Annotated in this window: 24 protein-coding genes and 1 tRNA gene; 17 read left to right on the top strand and 8 right to left on the bottom strand. The window is 69.8% G+C overall.

Going from position 1 to position 24,889, the window contains the following annotated elements:
- Nucleotides 1–19: 19 nt before the first annotated feature.
- From meaB to V1460_RS01660, 3 genes are read right to left on the bottom strand one after another with little or no spacing between them, the layout of a single operon-like run.
- Nucleotides 20–1,024, bottom strand: a complete 1,005-nt coding sequence (gene meaB / locus V1460_RS01670) for a methylmalonyl Co-A mutase-associated GTPase MeaB (protein WP_338671682.1) — start codon at nucleotides 1,022–1,024, stop codon at nucleotides 20–22.
- Nucleotides 1,025–1,037: 13 nt separating this feature from the next.
- Nucleotides 1,038–3,245 (bottom strand): methylmalonyl-CoA mutase, encoded by a 2,208-nt coding sequence (gene scpA, locus V1460_RS01665; RefSeq protein ID WP_338671681.1) that lies wholly within the window; start codon nucleotides 3,243–3,245, stop codon nucleotides 1,038–1,040.
- Nucleotides 3,245–5,161 carry a methylmalonyl-CoA mutase subunit beta gene (locus tag V1460_RS01660; protein ID WP_338671680.1) on the bottom strand — a complete coding sequence of 639 codons (1,917 nt, stop codon included), beginning with the start codon at nucleotides 5,159–5,161 and terminating at the stop codon, nucleotides 3,245–3,247. The genes scpA and V1460_RS01660 overlap by 1 nt, the downstream gene beginning before the upstream one ends.
- A gap of 305 nt (nucleotides 5,162–5,466) precedes the next feature.
- Between V1460_RS01660 and V1460_RS01655 the strand changes: the two genes are divergently transcribed.
- Entirely contained in the window at nucleotides 5,467–6,318 is an 852-nt protein-coding gene (locus tag V1460_RS01655) for a nitroreductase/quinone reductase family protein (RefSeq protein ID WP_338671679.1), read from the top strand.
- A gap of 22 nt (nucleotides 6,319–6,340) precedes the next feature.
- Here V1460_RS01655 and V1460_RS01650 read toward each other — a convergent pair whose 3' ends face one another.
- A complete protein-coding gene (locus tag V1460_RS01650; RefSeq protein ID WP_338671678.1) occupies nucleotides 6,341–6,748 on the bottom strand; it encodes a helix-turn-helix transcriptional regulator in 408 nt (135 codons plus the stop codon).
- Nucleotides 6,749–6,819: 71 nt separating this feature from the next.
- On the opposite strand from V1460_RS01650, the gene V1460_RS01645 reads away from it, so the two are divergent.
- From V1460_RS01645 to V1460_RS01625, 5 genes are all read left to right on the top strand, one after another.
- Entirely contained in the window at nucleotides 6,820–8,127 is a 1,308-nt protein-coding gene (locus V1460_RS01645; protein ID WP_338671676.1) for a YncE family protein, read from the top strand.
- 110 nt (nucleotides 8,128–8,237) lie between these two features.
- Nucleotides 8,238–8,846 (top strand): HhH-GPD-type base excision DNA repair protein, encoded by a 609-nt coding sequence (locus tag V1460_RS01640; protein WP_338671675.1) that lies wholly within the window; start codon nucleotides 8,238–8,240, stop codon nucleotides 8,844–8,846.
- A 160-nt stretch (nucleotides 8,847–9,006) separates the two neighbouring features.
- Nucleotides 9,007–10,542, top strand: coding sequence for a M28 family metallopeptidase (locus V1460_RS01635; RefSeq protein WP_338677854.1), 1,536 nt, complete (start codon nucleotides 9,007–9,009; stop codon nucleotides 10,540–10,542).
- Nucleotides 10,543–10,766: 224 nt separating this feature from the next.
- Nucleotides 10,767–11,063: a type II toxin-antitoxin system VapB family antitoxin gene (locus tag V1460_RS01630; RefSeq protein ID WP_003999914.1), complete on the top strand. Its 297-nt coding sequence runs from the start codon at nucleotides 10,767–10,769 to the stop codon at nucleotides 11,061–11,063.
- A 167-nt stretch (nucleotides 11,064–11,230) separates the two neighbouring features.
- Entirely contained in the window at nucleotides 11,231–11,851 is a 621-nt protein-coding gene (locus tag V1460_RS01625) for a LytR C-terminal domain-containing protein (RefSeq protein ID WP_338671674.1), read from the top strand.
- A gap of 164 nt (nucleotides 11,852–12,015) precedes the next feature.
- Here V1460_RS01625 and upp read toward each other — a convergent pair whose 3' ends face one another.
- Nucleotides 12,016–12,651: a uracil phosphoribosyltransferase gene (upp, locus tag V1460_RS01620; protein ID WP_338671673.1), complete on the bottom strand. Its 636-nt coding sequence runs from the start codon at nucleotides 12,649–12,651 to the stop codon at nucleotides 12,016–12,018.
- 97 nt (nucleotides 12,652–12,748) lie between these two features.
- Between upp and V1460_RS01615 the strand changes: the two genes are divergently transcribed.
- The 9 genes from V1460_RS01615 to V1460_RS01575 all read left to right on the top strand — a co-directional run bounded on the left by V1460_RS01615 (nucleotide 12,749) and on the right by V1460_RS01575 (nucleotide 18,628).
- On the top strand, nucleotides 12,749–13,012 hold the full coding sequence (locus V1460_RS01615; RefSeq protein WP_338671671.1) for a hypothetical protein: 264 nt from the start codon (nucleotides 12,749–12,751) through the stop codon (nucleotides 13,010–13,012).
- Between the two features lie 178 nt (nucleotides 13,013–13,190).
- Nucleotides 13,191–13,724 (top strand): hypothetical protein, encoded by a 534-nt coding sequence (locus V1460_RS01610; protein WP_338671669.1) that lies wholly within the window; start codon nucleotides 13,191–13,193, stop codon nucleotides 13,722–13,724.
- A 131-nt stretch (nucleotides 13,725–13,855) separates the two neighbouring features.
- Nucleotides 13,856–14,305, top strand: a complete 450-nt coding sequence (tadA, locus tag V1460_RS01605) for a tRNA adenosine(34) deaminase TadA (protein WP_338677853.1) — start codon at nucleotides 13,856–13,858, stop codon at nucleotides 14,303–14,305.
- 48 nt (nucleotides 14,306–14,353) lie between these two features.
- Nucleotides 14,354–14,438 (top strand) — tRNA-Ser (locus V1460_RS01600).
- A 405-nt stretch (nucleotides 14,439–14,843) separates the two neighbouring features.
- On the top strand, nucleotides 14,844–15,008 hold the full coding sequence (locus V1460_RS01595) for a hypothetical protein (RefSeq protein WP_338671667.1): 165 nt from the start codon (nucleotides 14,844–14,846) through the stop codon (nucleotides 15,006–15,008).
- Between the two features lie 23 nt (nucleotides 15,009–15,031).
- The gene (locus tag V1460_RS01590; protein WP_338671666.1) at nucleotides 15,032–15,325 is read left to right on the top strand and encodes a Dabb family protein; all 294 of its coding nucleotides are present in this window, start codon (nucleotides 15,032–15,034) and stop codon (nucleotides 15,323–15,325) included.
- A gap of 277 nt (nucleotides 15,326–15,602) precedes the next feature.
- Nucleotides 15,603–16,532, top strand: a complete 930-nt coding sequence (locus V1460_RS01585; RefSeq protein WP_338671665.1) for an RNA polymerase sigma factor SigF — start codon at nucleotides 15,603–15,605, stop codon at nucleotides 16,530–16,532.
- A 235-nt stretch (nucleotides 16,533–16,767) separates the two neighbouring features.
- A complete protein-coding gene (locus V1460_RS01580) occupies nucleotides 16,768–17,760 on the top strand; it encodes an RNA polymerase sigma factor SigF (RefSeq protein ID WP_338671664.1) in 993 nt (330 codons plus the stop codon).
- Nucleotides 17,761–17,842: 82 nt separating this feature from the next.
- Entirely contained in the window at nucleotides 17,843–18,628 is a 786-nt protein-coding gene (locus tag V1460_RS01575) for a hypothetical protein (protein ID WP_338671663.1), read from the top strand.
- Between the two features lie 36 nt (nucleotides 18,629–18,664).
- Here the strand turns inward: V1460_RS01575 and V1460_RS01570 are convergent, their stop codons facing one another.
- Nucleotides 18,665–18,892: a hypothetical protein gene (locus V1460_RS01570; protein ID WP_338671662.1), complete on the bottom strand. Its 228-nt coding sequence runs from the start codon at nucleotides 18,890–18,892 to the stop codon at nucleotides 18,665–18,667.
- Between the two features lie 203 nt (nucleotides 18,893–19,095).
- On the opposite strand from V1460_RS01570, the gene V1460_RS01565 reads away from it, so the two are divergent.
- A complete protein-coding gene (locus V1460_RS01565) occupies nucleotides 19,096–19,545 on the top strand; it encodes a MarR family winged helix-turn-helix transcriptional regulator (RefSeq protein WP_338671661.1) in 450 nt (149 codons plus the stop codon).
- Nucleotides 19,546–19,655: 110 nt separating this feature from the next.
- On the top strand, nucleotides 19,656–22,163 hold the full coding sequence (locus tag V1460_RS01560; RefSeq protein WP_338671659.1) for an MFS transporter: 2,508 nt from the start codon (nucleotides 19,656–19,658) through the stop codon (nucleotides 22,161–22,163).
- A 152-nt stretch (nucleotides 22,164–22,315) separates the two neighbouring features.
- Here V1460_RS01560 and V1460_RS01555 read toward each other — a convergent pair whose 3' ends face one another.
- Nucleotides 22,316–23,230, bottom strand: coding sequence for a TetR/AcrR family transcriptional regulator (locus V1460_RS01555; RefSeq protein ID WP_338671658.1), 915 nt, complete (start codon nucleotides 23,228–23,230; stop codon nucleotides 22,316–22,318).
- A 58-nt stretch (nucleotides 23,231–23,288) separates the two neighbouring features.
- On the bottom strand, nucleotides 23,289–24,848 hold the full coding sequence (locus tag V1460_RS01550) for an MFS transporter (RefSeq protein WP_338671657.1): 1,560 nt from the start codon (nucleotides 24,846–24,848) through the stop codon (nucleotides 23,289–23,291).
- Nucleotides 24,849–24,889 lie beyond the last annotated feature (41 nt).

Genomic DNA, 24,889 nt, shown 5'->3' with positions numbered 1-24,889 from the left:
CTTCGCCGTTCGAGAAGGATCAGCCGCCCGGCGGCCGGTCCTCCGACGAGTTCCCGAACGCCCGGAGGATCCGCTCCGCCGCCAGCGTCGCCGTCAGTTCCCCGTCGCGCAGCCGGCGCTCCAGTACGGGTGCGAGCGAACGCACCTCCGGGTGGGAGCGGAGCCGGCCCAGCAGCTCGTCCCGCACCATGCTCCAGGCCCACTCCACCTGCTGGTCGGCGCGCTTGGCGGCGAGCCTGCCGCCCGCGTCGAGCAGGGTCCGGTGCTGCTCCAGACGGTCCCAGACCGTGTCCAGGCCGGTCGACTCGCGGGCGCTGCAGCTCAGCACCGGAGGGGTCCAGGCGGCATCCGAGGGATGCATGAGGCGCAGCGCGCCCGCCAGTTCGCGGGCGGCGGCCCTGGCGTCGCGTTCATGGGGGCCGTCGGCCTTGTTGACCGCGATGACGTCGGCCAGTTCCAGAACGCCCTTCTTGATGCCCTGGAGCTGGTCGCCGGTACGCGCCAGGCTGAGCAGCAGGAACGAGTCGACCATGCCGGCGACCGTGGTCTCGGACTGGCCCACGCCCACGGTTTCCACCAGCACCACGTCGTAGCCCGCCGCCTCCATCACGACCATGGACTCCCTGGTCGCCTTGGCGACGCCGCCGAGCGTTCCCGCGCTCGGCGAGGGACGGACGAAGGCCGCCGGGTCCACCGCGAGGCGTTCCATACGGGTCTTGTCGCCGAGGATCGAGCCGCCGGTGCGGGTGGACGAGGGGTCCACGGCCAGCACCGCGACACGGTGGCCGAGACCGGTGAGCATGGTGCCGAATGCATCGATGAAGGTGGACTTGCCGACGCCGGGCACTCCGCTGATGCCGATCCGCCGTGCCGCACCGGCGTGCGGCAGCAGTTCGGTCAGCAGCCGCTGGGCGAGTGCACGGTGGTCGGCGCGGGTGGACTCGACGAGAGTGATGGCGCGGGCGATCCACGCCCGCTTCCCGTCGAGCACACCCTTCACATAGCTGTCGATGTCGATGGGCATACGCCGGCTGCCGCTACAGCTCGGGGTGGCCGAGCGCCGCGCCGAGCCGCCGCACCAGGTCGTGGGCAGCGTCCGGGATGACCGTGCCGGGCGGGAACACCGCCGTCGCGCCCATCTCCAGCAGCGCGGGCACGTCCTGCGGCGGGATCACCCCGCCCACGACGATCATGACGTCCTCGCGGCCCTCCTCCGCGAGCTGCTCGCGCAGCGCGGGGACGAGGGTCAGATGGCCTGCCGCCAGCGAGGAGACGCCCACCACGTGGACATCCGCCTCGACCGCCTGCCGGGCCACCTCCGCGGGCGTCTGGAACAGCGGACCGACGTCCACGTCGAAGCCCAGGTCGGCGAAGGCGGTCGCGATCACCTTCTGTCCGCGGTCGTGCCCGTCCTGCCCCATCTTGGCGACGAGGATGCGCGGGCGGCGGCCCTCCGCCTCCTCGAAGCGGTCGACCAGGGCGCGTGTGCGGTCCACCGAAGGGGACTCCCCTGCTTCATTGCGGTACACGCCGGAGATCGTACGGATCTGGCCGGCGTGCCGCCCGTACACCTTCTCCAGGGCGTCCGAGATCTCACCGACGGTCGCCTTCGCTCGGGCCGCGTTCACGGCCAGCTCCAGCAGATTGCCCTCCATACCCGGTCCTGAGCCCCGTCCCGCGGCCTCCGTCAGCGCGCGCAGGGCGTCCTGGCAGACGGCCTCGTCGCGCTCCTCGCGCAGCCGCCGCAGCTTGGCGATCTGCTGGGCGCGCACCGAGGAGTTGTCGACCTTGAGGACCTCGATCGCCTCGTCGTTCTCGACCCGGTACTTGTTGACACCGATCACCGGCTGACGGCCGGAGTCGATCCGCGCCTGGGTACGGGCCGCGGCCTCCTCCACACGCAGCTTCGGGATGCCCGCGTCGATGGCCTGGGCCATACCGCCGGCCGCCTCGACCTCCTGGATGTGCTGCCAGGCCTTGCGCGCCAGGTCGTACGTCAGCTTCTCGACATACGCACTGCCGCCCCAGGGGTCGATCACCCGGCAGGTGCCCGACTCCTGCTGGAGCACCAACTGGGTGTTGCGGGCGATACGGGCGGAGAAGTCGGTCGGCAGCGCGAGCGCCTCGTCCAGGGCGTTGGTGTGCAGCGACTGGGTGTGGCCCTGTGTGGCGGCCATGGCTTCCACACAGGTGCGCGTGACGTTGTTGAACACGTCCTGCGCGGTGAGCGACCAGCCGGAGGTCTGCGAATGGGTGCGCAGCGAGAGAGACTTGGCGTTCTTCGGGTCGAACTGCTTGACCAACCTGGCCCACAGCAGCCGGGCCGCGCGCATCTTCGCGATCTCCATGAAGAAGTTCATGCCGATCGCCCAGAAGAACGAGAGCCGCGGCGCGAACGCGTCCACGTCCAGACCAGCGTCCCGCCCTGCCCGCAGGTACTCCACACCGTCGGCGAGCGTGTACGCCAGCTCCAGATCAGCCGTCGCACCCGCCTCCTGGATGTGGTAGCCGGAGATGGAGATGGAGTTGTAGCGCGGCATCTTCTGCGAGGTGTACGCGAAGATGTCGGAGATGATCCGCATCGAGGGCCGGGGCGGATAGATGTACGTGTTGCGGACCATGAACTCCTTGAGGATGTCGTTCTGGATGGTCCCGGCCAGCTTCTCGGGAGGTACGCCCTGCTCCTCGGCGGCCACGATGTAGAGCGCGAGCACCGGCAGCACGGCACCGTTCATCGTCATCGACACGGTCATCTTGTCCAGCGGGATGCCGTCGAAGAGCTGCCGCATGTCGTAGATGGAGTCGATGGCGACACCGGCCATGCCGACGTCACCGGTCACCCGCGGGTGGTCGCTGTCGTAGCCGCGGTGAGTCGGCAGGTCGAAGGCGACCGACAGGCCCTTCTGTCCGGCGGCGAGGTTGCGGCGGTAGAACGCGTTGGACTCCTCGGCCGTGGAGAAGCCCGCGTACTGCCGGATCGTCCACGGCTGGTTGACGTACATCGTCGGGTAGGGGCCGCGCAGATACGGTGCCACGCCCGGGTACGTGCCGAGGAAGTCCAGGCCCTCCAGGTCTCGGCCGGTGTAGAGCGGCTTGACGCCGATGCCCTCCGGGGTCTCCCACAGCAGGTCGTCGGCGCTGCTGCCGGTCGACTCCTTCACGGCCGCGCGCCACTGCTCCTCGGTGGCGGCCGGGGACGGCGTCCCGGAGCCTGGACCGATCTCGGTGAAGTCAGGGATCTGCATTACGCCGCGACTCCCATGCGGTCGAGTACGGAGGACAGGACGCTCACGGCGTCGCAGCCCGCGAAGATGTAGTCGTCGACGTCGGTGTGGTCGCCGGGCCTGCCCGCGAGGAACACCCGCTCGGCGCCGGCCGACTTGAGGGCCTTGGCGACGTCCGCAGCCTGCTCCTCGTACAGCGCGTCGCTGGAGCAGAGGCAGGCGATGGCCGCACCGCTGCGGGCGAAGGCCTCCGCGACCGTTTCCGCGTCGACCGTCACGGGGTCGTGGACCGGCTCGACGCCGCCCGCCTGGAAGAGGTTCGATGCGAACGTGGCCCGCGCGGTGTGTGCCGCGGCCGTGCCGAGCGCGGCGATGAAGACCTTCGGCCGGGCGCCCGTGGCGGACAGCTGCGCGTCGGAACGGGCCCGCAGTGCCTCGTAGTCCTCGTCGCGGCGCACCTTCGGCAGGCCGCCGGACAGCGCGGATCCCGTCATGGGCACCGGCGCGGGCTCGCGCTTCACGGGCTTCTCCGCCAGATGCGGGAACTCGCTGACACCGGTGATGGGTTCGCGGCGGCGCGCCAGCTTCTTCTTGCGCTCCCGCCAGGTGGCCGCAAGCCGCTCGCCGACGAAGCCCGAGCGCAGCGCGGCGGCCATGCCCCCGGCACGCTCCAGCTCCTGGAAGAACGCCCAGGCGGCTTGGGCGAGTTCGCCGGTGAGCCGCTCCACGTACCAGGAGCCGCCGGCGGGGTCGGTGACCCGGCCCAGATGCGACTCCTCCAGCAGGATCGAGGAGGTGTTGCGGGCGATGCGGCGGGCGAACGCGTCGGGCAGGCCGAGCTCGTGGTCGAACGGCAGCACCGTCAAGGCGTCGGCCCCGCCGACACCGGCGCCGAGCGCGGCGATCGTGGTGCGCAGCATGTTCACATACGGGTCGCGCCGGGTCATCATCACCGGCGACGTGACGGCGTGCTGGCGCTGCGCGCCCGCGTCGCCCGCGGTGCCTACCCCGCACACCTCAGCCACTCGCGCCCAGAGCAGGCGGGCGGCCCGCAGCTTGGCCACGGTCAGAAACTGGTCGGCGGTGGCCGCGTAACGGAACTCCAGCTGCCGGCAGGCGGCGTCCGCGGCGAGCCCCGCCTCGGTGAGCAGCCGCAGATACGCCACCCCGGTCGCGAGAGAGATCCCGAGTTCCTGAGCGGCCGAGGCTCCGGCCTCGTGGTACGGCAGGACGTCCACGGTCAGCGCACGCAGCCCCGGATAGTCCTGGTCGCAGCGCTTCGCCAGTTCCACGGCGGCTGCGGTCTCGGCGCCGCCTGGCTGTCCGGTGCGGGCCTCGTACCCGAGCGGGTCGGCCCCGAGAGTGCCCCGCGCCGCCTCGCGAGCGACGCCCTTCTCCTCGTACAGCCGCAGCAACTCGCTTGCGGCCGCGCCGGTTTCGGCTCCCGCGTCGAGCGCGACCGGGGCCAGGTCGAGGTAGACCCCGTCCAGGGCCTGTGCCAGGCCGCTGACGGGCAGCCCGGAACCGCCCACGGTCAGCCAGAGCGAGGTGACGCCGTTCTCCAGGTCGGCGAGGATCGCCTCGTTGGCCCGGGCAGGGTCGGCGAGCCCGTGGCACTGGCGTACGTCCCAGCCGCCGGCCGGCCTGCTGCCGCGCACATACGGGGCGAAGCCCGGGTAGCCGCCGACCGTGTCCGCTGCGTGCGCTGCGGCCGGGGCATCCGACGAATCCGATGTGCCCGCCGAGTCGGCCGTATAGAGGGGACGGGCGACGAGCCCGTCCTCCAGCGCCGTCGAGAGTGCGTCCTCAGCCGCTGTGCCTGATACGTCCTTGCCCGATTTGCGCAGCACGCCCTCCACGAGGTGCTGCCACTGCTCATGGGTGGCGTCCGGGAATTCGGCGGCGAGCGAAAGCCCGTCATCGGGAACAAGGGTCATGCTCGGATGCTAGGTCAGGCCTGCGGATGAGCAGCAGAGGCGGCGTATGTGACCTTCCCCTCTGTGACCTCCTTCTCTCCCAGCGCAGCCGCCCGCATCGGCCGGAAATGGTGTTGCCGCGGCGTTTTCATCCCCGTAAGTTCGCTTTCGTGACTGCCGGGTCGGCCTTGGGCCACAAGCGAGTGGGGTACCCGGCCCTGGCGTGAGGCCGGGGCGGGCGAGAGGCCCGCCGCGCTCTTTCTTCATACCTCCCCTTTCCACCATGTTCTCCGTGCGAAGCGAGAAGAAAGAGACAAGTCCCGCGCATGCCAAATGACTTCAACCAGCAGGTCATCGACGAGTTCCGGGCGAACGGCGGAGTGGTCGGCGGCCCCTTCGAAGGCGGTCGGCTGCTCCTGCTCACCACCACCGGAGCCCGCACGGGCGTCCGGCACACCACCCCGCTCGGCTATCTGCCCGACGGCGACGGACGCGTCCTGGTCATCGCGTCGGCGGGCGGTGCGCCGCGCGACCCCCAGTGGTTCCGCAACCTGGTCACCCACCCGCGCGTTGCGGTCGAGGCCGGTGTGTTCCGGTACGAGGCAGAGGCCGAGGTCCTGACGGGCGACGAACGGGACCGCGCCTTCGCCCGCGCGGTCGAGAGCGACCCGGGCTGGTCCGACTACCAGTCCAGGACGGACCGGGTCATCCCGGTCGTCGCACTCCGGGAGATGCCGGGCCCGCCGGATATCGCCGCGCCGTCGTTCGGTGCCGCCGTGAAGGCGGTGCACGACGGCTTCCGCAGGGAGCTGTCGCTGATCCGCCGGGAGTTCGCCCGACCCTGGGATCCGGGAAGCACCTCGCTGGGCGCTCAGTTGCGGGTGAACTGCCTGACGGCCTGCCAGGGGCTGCACAACCATCACACCGGCGAGGACGCCGGACTGTTCCCGGCCCTCGCCGCGCGCCACCCTGAGCTGGCTCCCGTACTGGAGCGCTTGGGCCAGGAGCACCTGAAACTCGCGAAGCTGCTCGAGGAACTGCGTGCCGCCGTCACCGACGGGCACCCGGACCCGGTGCCGGTGCGTGCCGAGGTGGAGCGGCTCGCGGCGGCGATCGATGAGCACTTCCGCTACGAGGAGGAGCACCTGATCCCGGTGCTGGACGCGGCGTCACCCTGAGCGCCGCCTCCGCAGGGAGGGGTCAGCCCTCCCGGCGGAGGTCCCCGGCGGGAGCGCATTCGGGCCGCGTGACCAGGGCGAGCAGTCCCGGAAAGCGGGCGTCGAACTCCTCGCGGCGCAGCCGGTTGACCCGCTTGGAGCCCATGTCGCGCTGCTCGACGAGACCGGCTGGCGGCAGGACCCCGAAGTGGTGGCTGAGCGCGGCCTTGCCCACCGGCACATCGAAGCTGCCACAGGCACGTGTCCAGTCCTGCGAGTCGGCGAGCTCGCGCACGAGCTCGATCCGCACGGGGTCGGCCAGCGCACCCTCCCGACCGTGCTGCCGACCGCGCACGCCCTCGTGCACGAGGTCGGACGACTGCGCGCCGACGAGGCACGGCGGCGGCGCCCGGACAGGAGCGGCAGGAAGTCCTGTTCGACATCTGGTCATGCGTCCCGACCGGCCAGTAATTTACCGTCGGTAACGCTTGTCTCCTCCTGCCCCATGCCCCAGGAGCCCCCGTGAAGACAGCACTTCCCTCAGCGCTCGCCGTCATCGCCGCGTCGCTCGTGACCGCCGCCGCCCTCGCACCACCGGCCGCCGCGCGCCCGACAGCGGCCACCCAGGCAACGTCCACGCCGGAGACCCCGGCCGCCCCGGCGGCGCCCGAGGCGGGACTCCGCGAGGTACTCCTGGTCGGCAACAACTGGGAGGGCACGGCGGACGTGCTCGAATCCTCCGGATCCCTGGCGAAGATCGGCCGGATCAACGTCGTCCCCGACAAGGACGAACGGATGCTGGAGATCTACCTCAACCCCGTGAAGCTGGCGTACTTCCTCGGCATCCGGATATCCGTCGGCGAGGGCCACGACCAGCTCGTGGACGACATGTACTCCACCCCGGACGGCTCGGCCGTCGTCGTGTCCCGCCCGAGCTTCGCCGACGTGGTCTCGATCGACGTCACATCCGGCAGGATCAACTGGCGCTTCCCCGTGTCCGGCTTCCGCTCCGACCACATGGCGGTCTCCCCGGACGGACGGCGGGTCGCCGTGTCCGCGTCCACGTCGAACACGGTGCACGTCCTGGACATCGAGACCGGCCGCCGGACGGGCTCGTTCAAGACCGGCGACAAGCCGCACGAGAACGTCTTCACGGCGGACGGCAAGCAGATCTGGAACTCGGCGATCGGCGAGGTCAACACCGCCTTGGACGATCCGTTCTTCGACTGGACCAAGGGCGACCGCAAGATCACCGTCGTGGACGCGAACACGTACCGGACGCTGAAGGTCGTCGACATGCGGCAGCGGCTCGACACGTTCGGCCGCGAGGACCTGTCGGACGCGGTGCGCCCCGTGGCCTTCACCCCCGACGAGTCGAAGCTCTACTTCCAGGTGTCGTTCTTCAACGGCTTTCTGGAGTACGACGTGGCCGGCGACCGCATCCTGCGCGAGAAGACCCTCCCCAAGAACCCGGCCACCAGCGAGGACCGCACCACCTGGGTCAACGACTCCCGGCACCACGGCATCTCGATGAGCCCCGAAGGCGACAAACTCTGTGTCGCCGGCACGATGGACGACTACGCGACGATCGTGGACCGCGAGAGCCTCCGGGAGGGGCCGCTGGTCAGCGTGTCGAAGCCGTACTGGGCGACGGTCAGCGGCGACGGCAGGTCCTGCGTGGTCTCCGAGAGCGGCGCGGACGCGGTCACGGCGATCGACTTCGCGACCGGCCGCGAGGTGGCGTCGGTCGCGGTGGGAGACCATCCGCAGCGGGTGCGGCTGGGGCACGTACCCGCGAGGTGGACGGGGTCCTCGGCCTTCACCGGGTAGCGACGCGGGCGGGTTCCGCCGGGTGCCCGCACCACGCGGAACCCGCCCCCCACTCCCGGCCCGGGGGTATCAGACGTGCACGGCCCTCCAGCCGGAGGGATCATCGGGGAATGAGCCCCACGCACCCCACCCGCCCCGAGCAACCCGCGATCCACCTGGCGCAGCAGCCCGACGCCGACGAGCTGCTCTCCCGCAGTCCGCTCGCGCTGCTGGTCGGGATGCTGCTCGACCAGCAGGTGCCCATGGAGTGGGCCTTCTCGGGCCCGCACACCATCGCCCAGCGCCTCGGGCGGGACGATCTGGACGCGCACGAGATCGCCGCCTACGACCCGGAGGCCTTTGCCGCACTGCTGTCCGACAAGCCGGCGGTGCACCGCTACCCCGGCTCCATGGCCAAGCGGATCCAGCAGCTGTGCCGGTACCTCGTGGACGAGTACGACGGCGATCCGTCGGGACTGTGGCGGGACGCGGGGACGGGGCGGGACCTGCTCGCGGGGCTCGAGGCGCTGCCCGGTTTCGGGAAGCAGAAGTCGCAGATCTTCCTGGCGCTGCTCGGCAAGCAGTGCGGGGTACGACCGAAGGGCTGGCGCGAGGCTGCGGGATCGTACGGGGACGAGGGGTCCTACCGGTCCGCAGCCGACATCACCGGCCCCGAGAGCCTGACCAAGGTCAGATCGTACAAACAAGAGATGAAACGTGCCGCGAAGGCAGCCAAATAACCCTTCAATACGCTCTTAGACGTACAAGGTGATGTCAACATTGCTAAATATGACGTGAGTTGTGGCACAGTTGTTCACAGAGCACTCAGAGATCGCTAACTTCCCCTCAACCTCGTTCGCACCGGGAAGGATCTCTGTGAACTCATCGCATCGCAGAGCAGTGGCCACCCTGGCCGCAGCCGCAATCGCGACCCCGCTCCTGCTGGCATCCGCCTCCCCCGCATCCGCCGATCGGCATGACCCTGCCAAGGCGGCGGCAAAGGAAGCAGCCCAGCTCTCCAGGAAGCTGGTCCGTGCGTCATCGGCCAAGGACGCCGCCGCGCACCTGCGGAAGTTCCAGCAGATAGCCGACAGTGCCGGAGGCAACCGCGCCGCCGGCACGCTGGGGCACGACGCCTCAGCCGCGTACGTCTACCAGCTGCTGAAGAAGGCCGGGTACAACGTCGAGTACCAGACCTTCGAGTTCACCTTCACCCAGACCCAGGCGGAACGGCTCGCCGTGGTCACGCCCGCCCCACGCGACGTCGCGATACACGCGATGTCGTACACCAAGTCGACTCCGGTCGGCGGAGTGAAGGCGGAGCTGGCCGCCGCTCCGGTGGACGCCGACGGCACCAACGGCTGTGAGGCTTCGGACTTCGCATCCGGGACCTTCACCGGCAAGGTCGCCCTGATCAAGCGGGGCGGCTGCACCTTCGCCGCCAAGCAGGAGAACGCCGCAGCGGCGGGCGCGATCGGCGCCGTCATCTACAACAACACCGAAGGGGCGCTCTCGGGCACCCTGGGCTCCGTGGAAGCCGGCAGGATCCCGACCGGCGGCATCACCCTCGCCGAGGGCGAGAAGCTCGCCGCCGACCTGGCCGCGGGGCCGGTGTCGATCGACTTCGAGATCCGCCAGCTCCAGCAGAAGCGCACCACCAGAAACGTCATCGCCGAGACCAAGCACGGCAACGCCGCCAACACGGTGATGCTGGGTTCCCACCTCGACAGCGTCGTGGACGGCCCCGGCATCAACGACAACGGCTCCGGCTCCGCCGGTCTGCTGGAAGTCGCCCTGGAGCTCGCCAAGCACAAAAAGCGGCCCGCCAACAAGGTGCGCTTCGCCTGGTGGTCCGCCGAGGAGTTCGGGCTGCTCGGCTCCGAGCACTACGTCGCGAACCTCAGCGACCTGGGCAAGAAGGAAATCAAGCTCTACCTGAACTTCGACATGATCGCCTCGCCGAACTACGGGCTCTTCGTCTACGACGGCGACGACTCCGACGGCGTCGGCTCCCCCGCGGGCCCGGCGGGCTCCGCGCAGTTGGAGCGGGACATCAACGAGTTCATGGACAAGCAGGGCCTGCCTCGTGAGGGCACGGACTTCACCGGGCGCTCCGACTACGGGCCGTTCGTCGAGGCGGGTATCGCGTCCGGTGGCACCTTCACCGGCGCCGAGGGCATCAAGACCGAGGCGCAGGCGGCGAAGTTCGGCGGCACGGCGGGGGTCGCGTACGACTCCTGCTACCACGCCAAGTGCGACGACATCAAGAACATCAACATGAAGGCGTTCGACGCCAACATCGACGTCATCGCCAACGCGGTCGGCACCTACGCCATCGACCTGAGCTCGCTCCGCAAGCCGGTCACCACCGTTCCGACAGAGGGCGGCACGGGCAGCGGCGGCGGCCTGCACGACGGTCACGGCGTGACGGAGTAACGCACTCCGCCACCGGCTCCACAGAAGCCAGGCCGCTCCGGGACACGGCCCCGGAGCGGCCTCGCCGTGCGAGCGGGTCGTACGGGCGGGCCGTACATTCGCCCGCGACCCGCCCTCGCCATACGCCGTTCGGACGGAATCCTGACCATTTTTGACCGTTTAGCCGCCACCGCACCGGCGCCGCTTGGCTGCGCCGACCGCCGCTTGCCCGGTAGGCTTTCCGTGTGATCTTCAAGCGCATCGGTAACGGGCGGCCGTATCCCGACCACGGCCGGGAAAGCACCCGGCAGTGGGCGGATGTCGCGCCGCGCCCGGTCCGCCTCGATCAGCTCGTGACCACCAAGGGGCAGCTGGATCTCGAAACGCTGCTCGCGGAGGACTCCACGTTCTACGGCGATCTCTTCGCCCACGTCGTGAAGTGGCAGGGCGATCTGTATCTGGAGGACGGACTGCACCGCGCCGTACGCGCGGCGCTCCAGCAGCGCCAGGTGCTGCACGCTCGTGTGCTCGAACTGGACTGACGTCCCCGGACGCACGCGACCGGGACCGGGGGCAGGGCGAGCCCAGGCGGCGGACCAGGACGGCGGACCCTGGCCACGACCCGTATGGATGGAGTTTCCGACCCATACGGGCGCCGTCCGATGATCGTTTAGTAGCTCATGCCCCTGGACCGCACTACGCTGCGCTCATGAGCATGCTCACTCCCCCAGGCATGGGTGGAAAGTACCGCATCACGGGCAACGCCTATCCGCGTATGCGCCGCCCCCGACGCCGCAGGTACGTGTTCGGGGCGCTGGCCGCGGTCGCCGTCATCGGTGTGGGCGGCTGGGGGACCATGCAGCTCATCGACGTCTTCAGTGGCGGCGGAGGCGCGAAACCCGCGACCCGGGCGCAGGCGGCCGCCTGCGCAGCCCAGGCGTCCCCCGCGGCGGCACCGCTGCTGCCGAAACCGGCCCAGGTCACGGTCAACGTCTACAACGCCACCCCGCGTGCAGGCCTCGCCAAGACCACAGCCGACGAACTCCGCAGGCGCGGCTTCGCCGTCGGCAAGGTGGGCAACGCCCCGCCGGTCTACGACAAGAAGGTGCCCGGCGCCGCGATGCTGCTCGGTGCCTCCACGGCACACGACGGAGCTCTGCGGGTACTGGCCACCCAGCTCACGGGGGCCGAACTCAGGGTCGACGCCCGCAAGACAGCGGACATCGATCTGATCATCGGCACGGCCTTCAAGTCGCTCACCGCAAAACCCGCGGCGGACAAGGCGCTGGCGGCCATGGCGGCGCCACCGAAGCCCGACGGGCACTGCTGAACCGCAGGGCGGCGCACTCCTGAACGCGCGGCGGTACCGCCGAGCCACTGAGCGGCGCGGTGGTCGTCGACCACGCACCGCTCAGTCGTACCCGGCCGAAACCGGAGCCCGATACCCGAGACCCGAGCCGGTTGCCCGAGGCCCGGCCGGACACCGGAGCCGAGCTACTCCGCCGCGCCGTACATCCGGTCACCCGCGTCACCGAGGCCCGGGACGATGTAGCCGTGCTCGTTCAGCCGCTCGTCCACTGAAGCCGTGACGACCGTGACCGGCGTGCCCGCCAGTTCGCGCTCCATGACCTCGACGCCCTCCGGCGCCGCCAGCAGCACGACCGCGGTGACATCGTCCGCGCCGCGCTTGATCAGCTCCTGGATCGCCGCGACCAGGGTGCCGCCGGTTGCCAGCATCGGGTCGAGCACGTACACCTGACGGCCGGAGAGATCCTCGGGCATACGGGTCGCGTACGTGGACGCCTCCAGGGTCTCCTCGTTGCGAATCATCCCGAGGAAGCCCACTTCGGCGGTCGGCAGCAGCCGCACCATGCCGTCCAGCATGCCGAGCCCGGCCCGCAGGATCGGCACCACCAGGGGCCGCGGGCGGGACAGCTTGACGCCCGTGGTCCGCGACACCGGGGTCTGGATGTCGATCTGCTCGGTGCGCACATCCCGGGTGGCCTCGTACGCGAGCAGAGTCACCAGCTCGTCGGCAAGGCGCCGGAAGGTCGGGGAGTCGGTGCGCTCGTCGCGCAGGGTGGTGAGCTTGTGCGCCACCAGGGGGTGGTCGACAACGTGGATCCGCATGGACCCAACAGTAACCGGGACCGGACAGCCTCTGGCATCAACGGTCACCTCGGGGGAAGGTGGGACGTACCCTTCCAGCGCTGAGGTGGTGTGGCCGATGCCGGACCGGGAACAGGTCGACGTACAGCACGAACAGTACGGACAGCAGTTCGGGGAGCACCGTGAACGCGGGCAGCGCGGACGGCAGACCGACCGATCCGAACCATCCGAGCAGGAGAGCGACGCGGACCGCAGGCGGCGACGCGCCCAGTTCCTACGCGAACTGAACGAGGCCAAGGCCCTGCGTGAACGCGTCCAGCCGCGCCGTGCCAGGGCTGCCCGGATGCGCCGGGTCATGCGTATGCGCAGCTTCCGATGGTGACCGCGATGGGTCCCGAGCACACCCCGAGTGGACTCTTTAGCCGACTTTTTGACTGAACGCGTGCACGACTCAAGGCCGGAAGACCTCTCGCCAGGCCGCTGTTTCTGTCACGATTCCGAAGGGCGGGGCGTCAAGCGCACCGCCGGTCGTCACAACTCTGATCAGTGGGAGAGTCACGGTGTACTTCGCCGCACTGCTCGCGCGCACCGAAGACGGGTGGGAAGCGAGCGACACAGAGCTCGACGATGTAGAGACCTTGTCGGATCTGACCGACTTGGCTCACGAAGCCTCCGTGGACGAGGACACGGTGCTCGTCTTCATCGAACAAGAGGACGCGTGGTTCGGCCTCGTCCGTGTGGAGGGCGAGGACGACCCTCGCATCTTCGTCTCGGACGCGGCAGCCGCCGCCCGCTCGTCGTACGGGGAGATCCTCACCAAGGAACTGCTGGGCGGGTCGGCGGACGACGATGACGACCTGGACTCGCTGGACCTCGACGGCACAGAGGAAGGCGAGCCCGTGCGGGCCGACAACGACGAGGAGGACGAGACCTCGGCCTCGGCGGAGTCCGTGCCGCCCGGTCCGGCGGGGGATCGCGAGATCCTCGCCGATCTCGGGATGACGGTGCGGGACCTGCTCGCCCTGGAGTCGGACGCCCTGGGCGAGATCGCGGACGCGCTGGGCGCCGCCGAGATGCTGGAAACCGTTCGCTAGTGACCGGTGGCGTACCAGAGTCCGTTCCGCCGGACGCCCCTCTGGCACTGCCGACGGTGCCAGAGCTGCCTGACCCCCTGCCCGGTACGGACCCAGTGCCCGACCCCGTACGCGCGCCGTGGGAGACGTATATGCGGCTCGCCGTGGCGGAAGCGGCCCGTGCGGCACTGGGCGGCGACGTGCCGGTGGGCGCCGTCGTGCTCGGGCCGGGCGGCGCGGTGCTCTCGACCGCCCACAACGAGCGCGAGCTGACCGGCGACCCGACCGCGCACGCGGAGGTCCTCGCTCTGCGCAGGGCCGCGGCCAAGCTCGGTGAGTGGCGGCTGACCGGCTGCACGCTCGTGGTGACCCTGGAGCCCTGCACGATGTGCGCGGGCGCTCTGGTGCTGTCGCGGGTGGACCGGGTGGTCTACGGCGCCCGGGACGACAAGGCAGGCGCGGCCGGCTCCGTATGGGACCTGGTGCGTGACCGGCGGCTGAACCACCGCCCGGAAGTGATCCTGGGCGTGCTCGAGGACGAGTGCTCCGAGCAGGTCTCGGCGTTCTTCAGGAGCCCGGGGAGCGCTCCCGGGGCCCTCTGATCGATATCGATTTCAGAGCACGGCCCACCTTGGGCTAAGCTCTCTCCCGGTAGCGTGTCCGAGCGGCCGAAGGAGCTCGCCTCGAAAGCGAGTGTGGCGCAAGTCACCGAGGGTTCAAATCCCTCCGCTACCGCTGGTAGACGAAGGGCCCGGTCCGATGGACCGGGCCCTTCCTCACTTCGGTTGCCGTTCGCCCGCCTCTGCTTTTCCGGGGAGGAGAGAGGAGAGGAGGCCGGAGGGAGCGGACTTTCGGGGGACTGCCCGCTCCCCCCGATGAGAACCGGCCGCCCGGACCCGGGCCGCTCTCGGGGGGATTCTCGCGGCGCGGGACCCCGCTGTGGGGGTCGGCTCCTTGCCCTCGGGGCCCCTGCCGGATCCCGTCGGGTACCTCCATGCTGCGCCCGCCGGGGGCCTTACCGGGACTGGCGAAGGGCCCTGATCCCCGGGACCTTCGTCCATAAGGGGTCGGTGAAGGGGCCTCGGTTAGACTCACCCGACTTCGCAACTTCACAGCGGACCGCAGGGGAGGCAGGGACCGATGGTGCAAACGAAGAAGATCGCGCTCTACATAGTCGTCGTCTTCGTCCTGTACACGATCATCAACTCTCCCGAGCGCGCCGCTGACCTGGTCCAGATAGGGTTCGAAGGGATTTCGAGCGCCGCTCAAGGTGTCGGCGACTTCATGACGGAACTCGTCAACTAGGTCATGCCCGGAGGAACGCCCCCATGATCCGCCATCTGGTCCTGTTCAAGCTCAACGAGGGCGTCGACCGCGACGAGCCCCGCGTGACCGCCGGTGCGCGAGCCTTCGAGGAGCTCGGCGGCCTCGTCCCGGAGCTGGAGTTCTGGGAGTGCGCCTGGAACATCACCGACCGGCCCATCGCCTACGACTTCGCGATCAACTCGGCGGTCGCCGACCGGGACGCACTGAAGCGCTACATCGAGCATCCGGCCCATCAGGCGGCGGCGGGGCAGTGGCGGGAGTTCGCCACTTGGGTGATCGCCGACTACGAGTTCTGAGCCGCCGTCCGGCGCCACGACTCCCTGCCCTCCACCGCCGCGGTGGGGGGCTTCCTTTGTGCTGCCGCGCTTCTGCCGTGGCGCTTCCGCACTCCTTCGCGCTCCTGTGCGCCCCGCCTTCGCCCCGGGCCCCGTCGCTCTGTCCAACTTGCCCCACAACACGGAGTTATGCGGTGCTTGCACACAGTGGACATGTCTTGTGATGCTATGACCGCTTTTGACGGATGAGTTGCCCGAGATCGATCCGCTGTTCGAACGAAGAAGGGGTGGCGAGACCGTGTCGGCCAATACTGCGCCTCAAGTGCCGCCCCAGAGCGAGAGCTCCGCTGACAGCGCGAGCAGTACGAGCACCACACAGACCGCGAGTACCGAGAGCACCGAGAGCACCGGGGGCCCGGGAAACGGCGGGGCCGAGGCCGCCGCCAGACCCGGCAAGCCCCAGAGCCGGGGCGCTGACACCAGGGCCCTCACCCAGTTGCTGTTCGCCCAGCTCAAGAACCTGGAGCTGGGCAGCCCCGAGCACTCGCGGGTGCGCGCAGCCCTGATCGAGGCGAACCTGCCCCTGGTGCGGTATGCCGCCGCCCGCTTCCGCAGCCGCAACGAACCGATGGAAGATGTGGTCCAGGTCGGCACCATCGGCCTGATCAACGCCATCGACCGGTTCGACCCCGACCGCGGAGTCCAGTTCCCCACCTTCGCCATGCCCACGGTCGTCGGCGAGATCAAACGATACTTCCGGGACAACGTACGGACCGTCCATGTACCTCGCCGGCTGCACGAGCTGTGGGTCCAGGTCAACGGCGCCACCGAGGACCTGACGACGGCTCATGGGCGCTCCCCCACGACCGCCGAGATCGCCGAGCGGCTGAAAATCTCCGAGGACGAGGTGCTCGCCTGCATCGAGGCAGGGCGGTCGTACCACGCGACCTCACTGGAAGCCGCTCAGGAGGGCGACGGGCTGCCCGGGCTCCTGGACCGCCTCGGTTACGAGGACCCGGCGCTGGCCGGCGTCGAGCACCGCGACCTCGTACGCCATCTGCTCGTACAACTGCCCGAGCGGGAGCAGCGGATCCTTCTGCTGCGCTACTACAGCAATCTGACGCAGTCCCAGATCAGCGCCGAGCTCGGGGTGTCGCAGATGCATGTGTCCCGATTGCTCGCCCGAAGTTTCGCCCGTTTGAGATCCGCAAACAGGATCGAGGCGTAACTGAAAGGGGTAGAACCCTTTCAGCCCACTTTGTGGGCCACAAAAGCCGCAGACCCCCTTTTTCCTGGCCGGATTTGATGGCGCGTTGTCGACAAGTCACTACAGCGTGTTGCCGACATGTGACATTCTGCGGGAACCGCGTTTGCCGCGGCCCCGCCTCCGGTATTCAGGTGGAGGCTGCGTTCCACCGATGGTCGCGGCCCCACGCGACCGTCCGCGACCTCCAGGGGGTGGCATGTCCGTAGAACAGGGCAGCTCGAAGGTGCTCACCCGCGCGTTGAGCGCTCCCTCGCCCGACGTCCTCCAGGTGCCGGCCTCGGCCGCCCCGGTGGCTTCGGTCGTTCCACTGGCTCCGGCATCCCCGGAAGCTCCCGACTCCTCGGCCGCTCCGGTGGTCTCCGTCGTTCCGGTGGCCGCCGTCGCCCCGGCGCCCCAGGAGGCCCCCGAGCCGACCGTCGTGCCGGAAGCGCTCGACACCCGCACTCTCTCCCGCTCCCTCTTCCTGCGGCTGGCCACACTGGACCAGGACAGCCCGGAGCGTACGTATGTACGTGACACCCTCATCGAGCTCAACCTGCCTCTGGTGCGCTACGCGGCGGCCCGCTTCCGCAGCCGCAACGAACCGATGGAGGACATCGTCCAGGTCGGCACCATCGGCCTGATCAAGGCCATCGACCGCTTCGACTGCGAACGGGGCGTGGAGTTCCCGACATTCGCGATGCCCACCGTGGTCGGTGAGATCAAGCGCTTCTTCCGGGACACGAGTTGGTCGGTTCGGGTGCCGCGCCGACTCCAGGAGCTGCGGCTGGCCCTGACGAAGGCGAGTGACGAGCTCTCCCAGAAGCTGGACCGCTCGCCGACCGTGCCCGAGCTCGCGGCGGTGCTCGGAGTCTCGGAGGAGGACGTGGTCGACGGCCTCGCCGTCGGCAACGCGTACACCGCCTCCTCGCTCGACTCCCCGTCTCCCGAGGACGACGGCGGCGAGGGCTCCCTGGCGGACCGTCTGGGCTACGAGGACAGCGCGCTGGAGGGCGTCGAGTACCGCGAGTCCCTCAAGCCACTGCTCGCCAAACTCCCGCCGCGTGAGCGTCAGATCATCATGCTGCGCTTCTTCGCGAACATGACGCAGTCCCAGATCGGCGAGGAGGTCGGCATCTCACAGATGCATGTCTCGCGACTGCTGACGCGGACTCTGGCCCAGCTGCGTGAAGGACTCATCAGCGACTGAATCTCGCGGGTCCGGGTTCCTGTCACGAGGTCCCCGGACCTTCGGGGTTCCTCAATGACGGTCCGTCAGACACACTGGCGCGATGCGACGACGGCGACAGGGGCGACGGCAGGGGCGACCGGTCGGATACAGGCTGGCGGGACTGACACTCTGCCTCGGTGGCGCGCTCGCCGCCTGCGGGGGCGGCGGACAGGGCGGGGGCTACGCCGCCGTCGGAGCCGCGGGAGCCGACTCCGGACCGCACGGAGCGGTGCGGCCGTCCGGGAGCGTGGCGCTCGTACCGCTGGACGGGGCGCCAACGCCCGGCGCGGGGGGCGAGAGCGACACTGCGGCCGAGGCGCAGACCCCGGGCCCTTCCGCGAGTCGTGGCGCCCTTACAGAGCCGGGCGGCCCGGTCCGCTCCGGGACCGCCGCCGACGCGCCGCCGGGAAGGCCAGGCAGGCCCGCATCACCGTCCGGTGCGCCTACGATCACGCCCGCGCCCACTGACACCGGCGACTCGGAGCCGGGCGGCTCACCGTCCGATCCCGGCGGCTCCGATCCCGCTCCCGCCCCGTCACCGGGACCGGCGGTGCTGAGCGTCGGCGCCCCCGAGCGGGACGGCACGGACCGGCGCTGGTGCGAGAAGGTCACGCTGACGTTCCGGAACAGCGGCGACTCACCCGCAGGCTCGGGCACCATCACCCTCGGCACGCACATCATCGGTGGACTGGGCATCGACTGGGCGACGATCAGGTCCTCGCACCCGGTGCCGGCTCCGATCGCAGCGAAGGCCACCAGGACGCAGACGTACACGGTCTGCGTGGATTCCTGGCGGGTGCCGCTCGGCATGCACATCGAGACACGGGATGTGCGCCTCGACGGTTAGCGGATCGCTTTCGGATCAGTCCGGAATCAGTCCGAATCAGCCCAGGGCGAGCCAGGCCGCGGCGCCGAGGATCACGACGACCGCAAGGACGCCGACGATCAGACCGACCCGCGAACCGGACGATCCGGTGGCCGCGGTTCCCGTCGAGCGACCGCCGCCGCCCGGCTGGGCGCCCTCGTCGACGAAGGCGCGGAACATCTGGGTGCTGCCCGCCGGGTCGTAGTTGCCCTCGGGACCCTGGGGGGCTTGGGGGTTGTGTGCCATGGTCCAGGACCCTAGCGAACCCGGTCGGCCCACCCAAGCCCAGGCCCACCAGTCGGTCACATCGATCGCGACGATCCCAGCGGTCTCGCATTTGCAAATCCTTTGGTGTTCCTTTACCCCTCAAGCCCCATTTTCGTTTGCCTGCAGCAACCAATGGCTTTTATGGTTGCCCTAAGCAACAAGATCCGGAGGGGGTGTCAGCCATGGCCGATCGCAGCCAGTACGAGGAGCTGGCGCGGCAGATCAGCGCCGTCGGCGCCGTGAAGCGCGGGCTCGCCCGTCTTCTGCCCGTCGAGTGCCCCGGAGGCTCGGCTGCCGTGTTGGCCCTCCTCGGCAGGTACGGCGAGATGCGGATGAGCAGACTCGCCGAACTTCTTGCCGTGAACATGTCCGTCACCAGCCGGCATGTGGCCCATGTGGCCGACCGCGGCTGGATCGAGCGGGCGCCCGATCCGGACGACCGGCGCTCCCGCATCCTCCGGCTGACCCCCGAGGGCCGGAGCATGCTCGACGAGCTCAGCCGCCGGACCACGGATCTGTTCGAGCACTGCCTCAGGGACTGGTCCGACGACGACATCGGACAGCTGAACACGCTGCTGGCCCGGCTCCGTGACTCACTCGGAGACCGCCGCAGCGCCACTCGGCCCCTGTGACCCGTACGCCCAGCGCGTACGGCGACCGACTGACGACCCACCGACCATCCGACTGACTGACGCACGCACTCGCTCACTCACGTCACGGACAAGGAAGCCAAAGGACGTTCATGGCTACGACCACACCCACCGGTGTACGGGGCGGCCACCACGCCAAGACCGCGACCGGAGCCGGGACCGCTCACGGGGACGGCAGCGGAGCCCCGATGACGCACCGGCAGATCATGGAGGCGCTGTCCGGACTGCTGCTCGGCATGTTCGTCGCGATCCTGTCCTCGACGATCGTCTCCAACGCCCTGCCGCAGATCATCACCGACCTCGACGGCGGCCAGTCGGCCTACACCTGGGTGGTCACGGCCGCGCTGCTGTCGATGACGGCCACCACTCCTCTCTGGGGCAAGCTCGCCGACCTCTTCTCCAAGAAGCTGCTGGTGCAGATCGCCCTGGTGATCTACGTGGGTGGCTCGGTCGTGGCCGGACTCTCCCAGAACACCGGCATGCTGATCGCCTGCCGGGTGGTCCAGGGCATCGGCGTCGGCGGTCTCACCGCTCTCGCCCAGGTCATCATGGCCGCGATGATCGCCCCGCGTGAGCGCGGCCGCTACAGCGGCTACCTCGGGGCGACGTTCGCTGTCGCAACCGTCGGCGGTCCGCTGCTGGGCGGTGTCATCACCGACACCGAGTGGCTCGGCTGGCGCTGGTGCTTCTACGTCGGCGTGCCCTTCGCGCTGATCGCCCTGGTCGTGCTGCAGAAGACCCTGAAGCTGCCTGTGGTGAAGCGCGACGTCAAGATCGACTGGGCAGGTGCCCTCTTCATCAGCGCCGCCGTCTCGCTGTTGCTGATCTGGGTGACCTTCGCGGGCGACAAGTACGACTGGGTGTCCTGGCAGACCTACGCCATGACCGGCGGTGCCGTGGCGCTTGGCGTCATCTTCCTGATCATCGAGGCCAAGGCCGGCGACCCGATCATCCCGCTGCGGCTGTTCCGGAATCGGACCATCACCCTGGCGTCGCTGGCCTCGCTCTTCGTCGGTGTGGCGATGTTCGCGGGCACGGTCTTCTTCAGCCAGTACTTCCAGCTGGCCCGGGGCGAGTCGCCGACGATGTCCGGCGTCATGACCATCCCGATGATCGGCGGTCTGTTCATCTCGTCCACGGTCAGCGGAATGATCATCACCAAGACCGGTCGTTGGAAGGCCTGGCTGGTCAGCGGTGGTGTGCTGGTGACCGGTGGACTCGGGCTGCTGGGCATGATCCGGTACGACACCGACTACTGGCGGATCGCCGTCTTCATGGCCGTCTTGGGCCTCGGTCTCGGCATGATGATGCAGAACCTCGTGCTGGCCACCCAGAACCAGGTGGCTCCGCGGGACCTCGGCGCCGCGTCGTCCGTGGTCACCTTCTTCCGCTCGCTGGGCGGTGCGGTCGGTGTCTCGGCACTCGGCGCGGTGCTCGCCAACCGGGTCACCCACTATGTGGAGGACGGTTTCGCCGCCCTCGGTCCGCGCGGCGCGGCTCTCGGCCACGGCGGCACGGGTGGCGGAGGAATCCCCGACCTGGACGCCCTCCCTGCGCCGGTGCGCACCATCGTCGAGGACGCGTACGGGCACGGCGTCGCCGATGTCTTCCTCTGGTCCGCTCCCTTCGCGCTGCTGGCTCTCCTGGTGACCCTGTTCATCAAGGAGGTGGCGCTGAAGTCCTCCGCTGTGGCGCCCGATGCCGCGGACAGCGAGACCGACGGCCCAATGGACGAGCCTGCGGCGACAGCGGCCGCGACTGCCGCAGGCGCCCCGGTCGTGATACCGGCCCAGGCAGTGGACTCCGGCCTCGCCGGCGCCGGGATCGCCGTGCACGGAGTCGTGCGGGGCGATGACGGCACCTCGCTCGGCGGCGCCGCCGTCACTCTGATCTCACTGGGCGGGCGACAACTCGGCCGCTCGGTGAGCCACCCGGACGGGTCGTACGCACTCGACGCACCGACGCACGGCACCTACGTGCTGATCGCGGCGGCGGACGGCTTCCAGCCGGAAGCCAGCACCGTGGTCGTCGGCGACGAACCGCTCGCCGTGGACATCGTCCTCAGCGGTACGAGCGGGCTGACGGGCACCGTCGTAGCCGCCGATGACCGCGCGCCGATCGAGGGGGCCATGGTGATCGTCACCGACGTCCGCGGGGACGTACTCGCCACCGGCACATCGGCGTCCGACGGCGCCTTCGCCTTCGCCTTCGCGGAGCTGATCCCGGGTCCGGTGACGGTCGCCGTGAACGCGGCCGGATTCCGGCCGCTGGCTCTCCCCGTGGAGATCGCCACCCAGGGCCCGACCCGTGTCGAGGCGGCCCTCCAGCCCGGCGCCGTGATCCAGGGCGTGGTCCGCGCCGGTGGCGAACCCGGCGCACGTGGGCCGCTGGGCGGAGCGCGGGTGACCCTCGTGGACGCCGCCGGGAACGTCGCCGGCGTGACGACCACAGGTGACGACGGGATGTACGTCTTCTCCGACCTGGACGCGGGCGTGTACACGCTCATCGCCACGGGCTACCCGCCGGTGGCCGGCGCCCTCACGGTCACCGCCCAGGGGGTCGACGGCCACGACATCGAACTCGCCCACCCGGGCGAGTGACCAGACCCCCGTGCGGCGCTCAAGCGGAGGCGCCGCACGGGGCCGGGGCGGCGGACGGGGACAGTCCGCCGCCCCGGGCATTCGCGCTCCGGCCGTGCAGGGGGAGCGGGACGGCGGGGGGCGGCCGCTCCGAACGGGAAGCAGAGGCCCCGTCAGGCCGCCTCGCCGGACTCCGCGGACGCGCCGGGCTCACCGGGCTCACCGGACTCCGCGAACTCACCGGACTCGTCCGACTCCGCGTCGGCGTCGGAGTCCGCCTCCGCGTGCCGGGCGGTCATCGTCTCGATCCCGGCGATCATCAGATCAAGGGCGACCTCGAAGTCCCGTTCGAGCAGTTCCTCGGCGGTCCCGGAGCCCCGAGCCTCCACGATCTCGTCCACGTTCTCCATCACGTGTTCAAAGCCCGCCGCCTCACGGGTCGCCCCCATGGCCTCGACGTAGTACTCCTCGAGCGTCATCCCCGCATCCGCACAGCGCTTCTTGAGGTGGCCCTCCACCGTGCCCAGCCCGTAGACGAACTGGAAGACCGCGCCCAGCGCCGCCCCCTGCCACCTCGCCGGCAGCCCCGTACTGCGGACGATGTGCTGCGCCCTCCCGACGAACTCCAGTGAGTGCGGGCCGACGTTCAGATAGGTGCCGATGAGCGGGGACACCCAGGGGTGGGCGACCAGCAGACCGCGGTATCCGTGCGCGAGCGCGCGCAGCTCGTCGCGCCAGTCGGGACCGGCGCCGACGCCACTGCCACCCGGCTCCGGGGTATCGCCTGCTTCCGCCGCCCGCGACAGATCCAGCTCGCCGAACACCGCGTCGAGAGCGAGCTCCAGGAGATCGTCCTTGGTGTCGACGTACCAGTAGAGCGACATCGCCGTGACACCGAGTTCCCCGGCGAGCCGCCGCATGGACAGCTTGGCGAGCCCCTCGGCGTCGAGCAGCCGCACCGTCACCTCGGTGATCCTGTCCCGGTCGAGACCGGAGGGCTGGTCGGCCTTTCGGCCCTTGGGAGCCTTGCCCCCGAGCCACACACTCATCCGCGCCGGGCGCTTCGTGCGGTCGGCGTCCGACACCATGGCGTACCCTCCAGCCTTCCGGTCCGTCAGGACTCATCCGGTCCAGACCCTGCCGATGCTATGCCGCGGCCACCGGTTCGTCCCCGGCCACCTGAGCGGCGGGCCCGGTACGCTCCGCCCTGCGCAGCAGCACCGCGGCCACCACACCACCGGCCAGCACGGCCACCGCGCCGACCAGTTGGCTGGTCTGGAGACTGGTGGCGAAGGCGTCGGCGATCTGGGCACGCTCCGCCGGGCCATCAGCCGCCGCGAGCGCCGCGGGCAGCGACGCCGCCGACACGGCGACGAGCGTGGCGAACCGCGAGTTCAGCACGGCGCCGAGCACCGCGACCCCGAGTCCGTTTCCGAACTCGGCCAGAGTGCCGTTGACACCCGCGCCCACACCGGCCTTCTCGACAGGAATCGCGCTCATGATCGCGGCGGCCATCGCGGGCTGCGAGAGCGCGAGACCAGCGCCCATCAGGACCAACCCGAGCAGCATTCCGCCGTAGCTGCCGTCCGTACCGCCGCCGAGCACCGCGACCGCCGCGAGACCGCCCGACACCAGGGTCATACCGACCAGCACCGTGAGCGGGGTGCCCATCCTCACCATGACCCGAGGGCCGATACCGGTGAGGTTGAGCAGCACCACGGTGAGGGCGAACGGCGCCATGCGCAGACCCGCGTCCAGGGGCTCGTAGCCCAGCACGAACTGAAGGTGCTGGGTGAGCAGGAAGATGGATCCGCCCATGCCGAACACCACGAGCAGTGCACCGGCCACCGCGCCCGTGAAGCGCTGGTTGCGGAAGAAGTGCATGTCCAGCATGGGATGCGGGATGCGCAGCTCCCACAGCACGAACGCACCGAGCGCTCCGAGCCCGAGCGGCGCCGCGACCAGCACCCGCGCGGAGGTCCAACCGTCCACCGGGCCGCTGATGATCGCGTACACGACCGCGGACATACCGACGGTCGAGAGCAGTGCGCCCAGCAGGTCGGGGCGGTCGCCCCGCGGGTCCTTCGACTCCGGCACGAGCTTGACGACCGCGGCCAGTCCGATCAGCGCGACCGGGAGATTGATCAGGAAGACCATCCCCCACCAGTAGTGGTCGAGGATGATTCCGCCGATCAGCGGACCCGCGGCGAAGCCGAGCGCGCCGACGGTGGCCCACAGCGCGATGGCCTTGACCCGCTCCTGCTCGTCGAAGACCTGAGTGACGACGGCGAGGGTGGTGGTCATCAGCAGCGCGCCGCCGACACCCATGCCCGCCCGTGCGGCGATCAACTGGCCGGGATCCTGGGCGAGCCCGGCAGCCAGTGAGCCGAGGCCGAAGAGCGCGAGCCCGGCGACGAGCATCTTCTTGCGGCCGTAGCGGTCCGCGGAGCTGCCCGCGGTGAGCAGCAGTCCCGACTGGACCAGCGAGTAGGCGTTGATCATCCACTGGATGTCGGCGGTGGTTGCGTCGAGTTCCGTGGTGAGGGACGGGATCGCGACGCTGAGAACGGTGTTGTCGAGCAGCACGGTGAGCTGAGCGAGGCAGATGACGCCCAGGATCAGCCAGCGCTGCGGATGGCGTGGGCCGGTGGTTTCGGTCTCGGACGTCGCTGATGGGTTACCGGATTCGGCGGCCGTCGCCGTCATCGCACGCTCCTATACGGTGTACGGGGTTTGGTTCCCGTACA

This window comes from Streptomyces sp. SCSIO 30461, assembly GCF_037023745.1.
Classification (GTDB): Bacteria; Actinomycetota; Actinomycetes; order Streptomycetales; family Streptomycetaceae; genus Streptomyces.
This window is presented reverse-complemented; position numbering and strand designations above follow the sequence as displayed.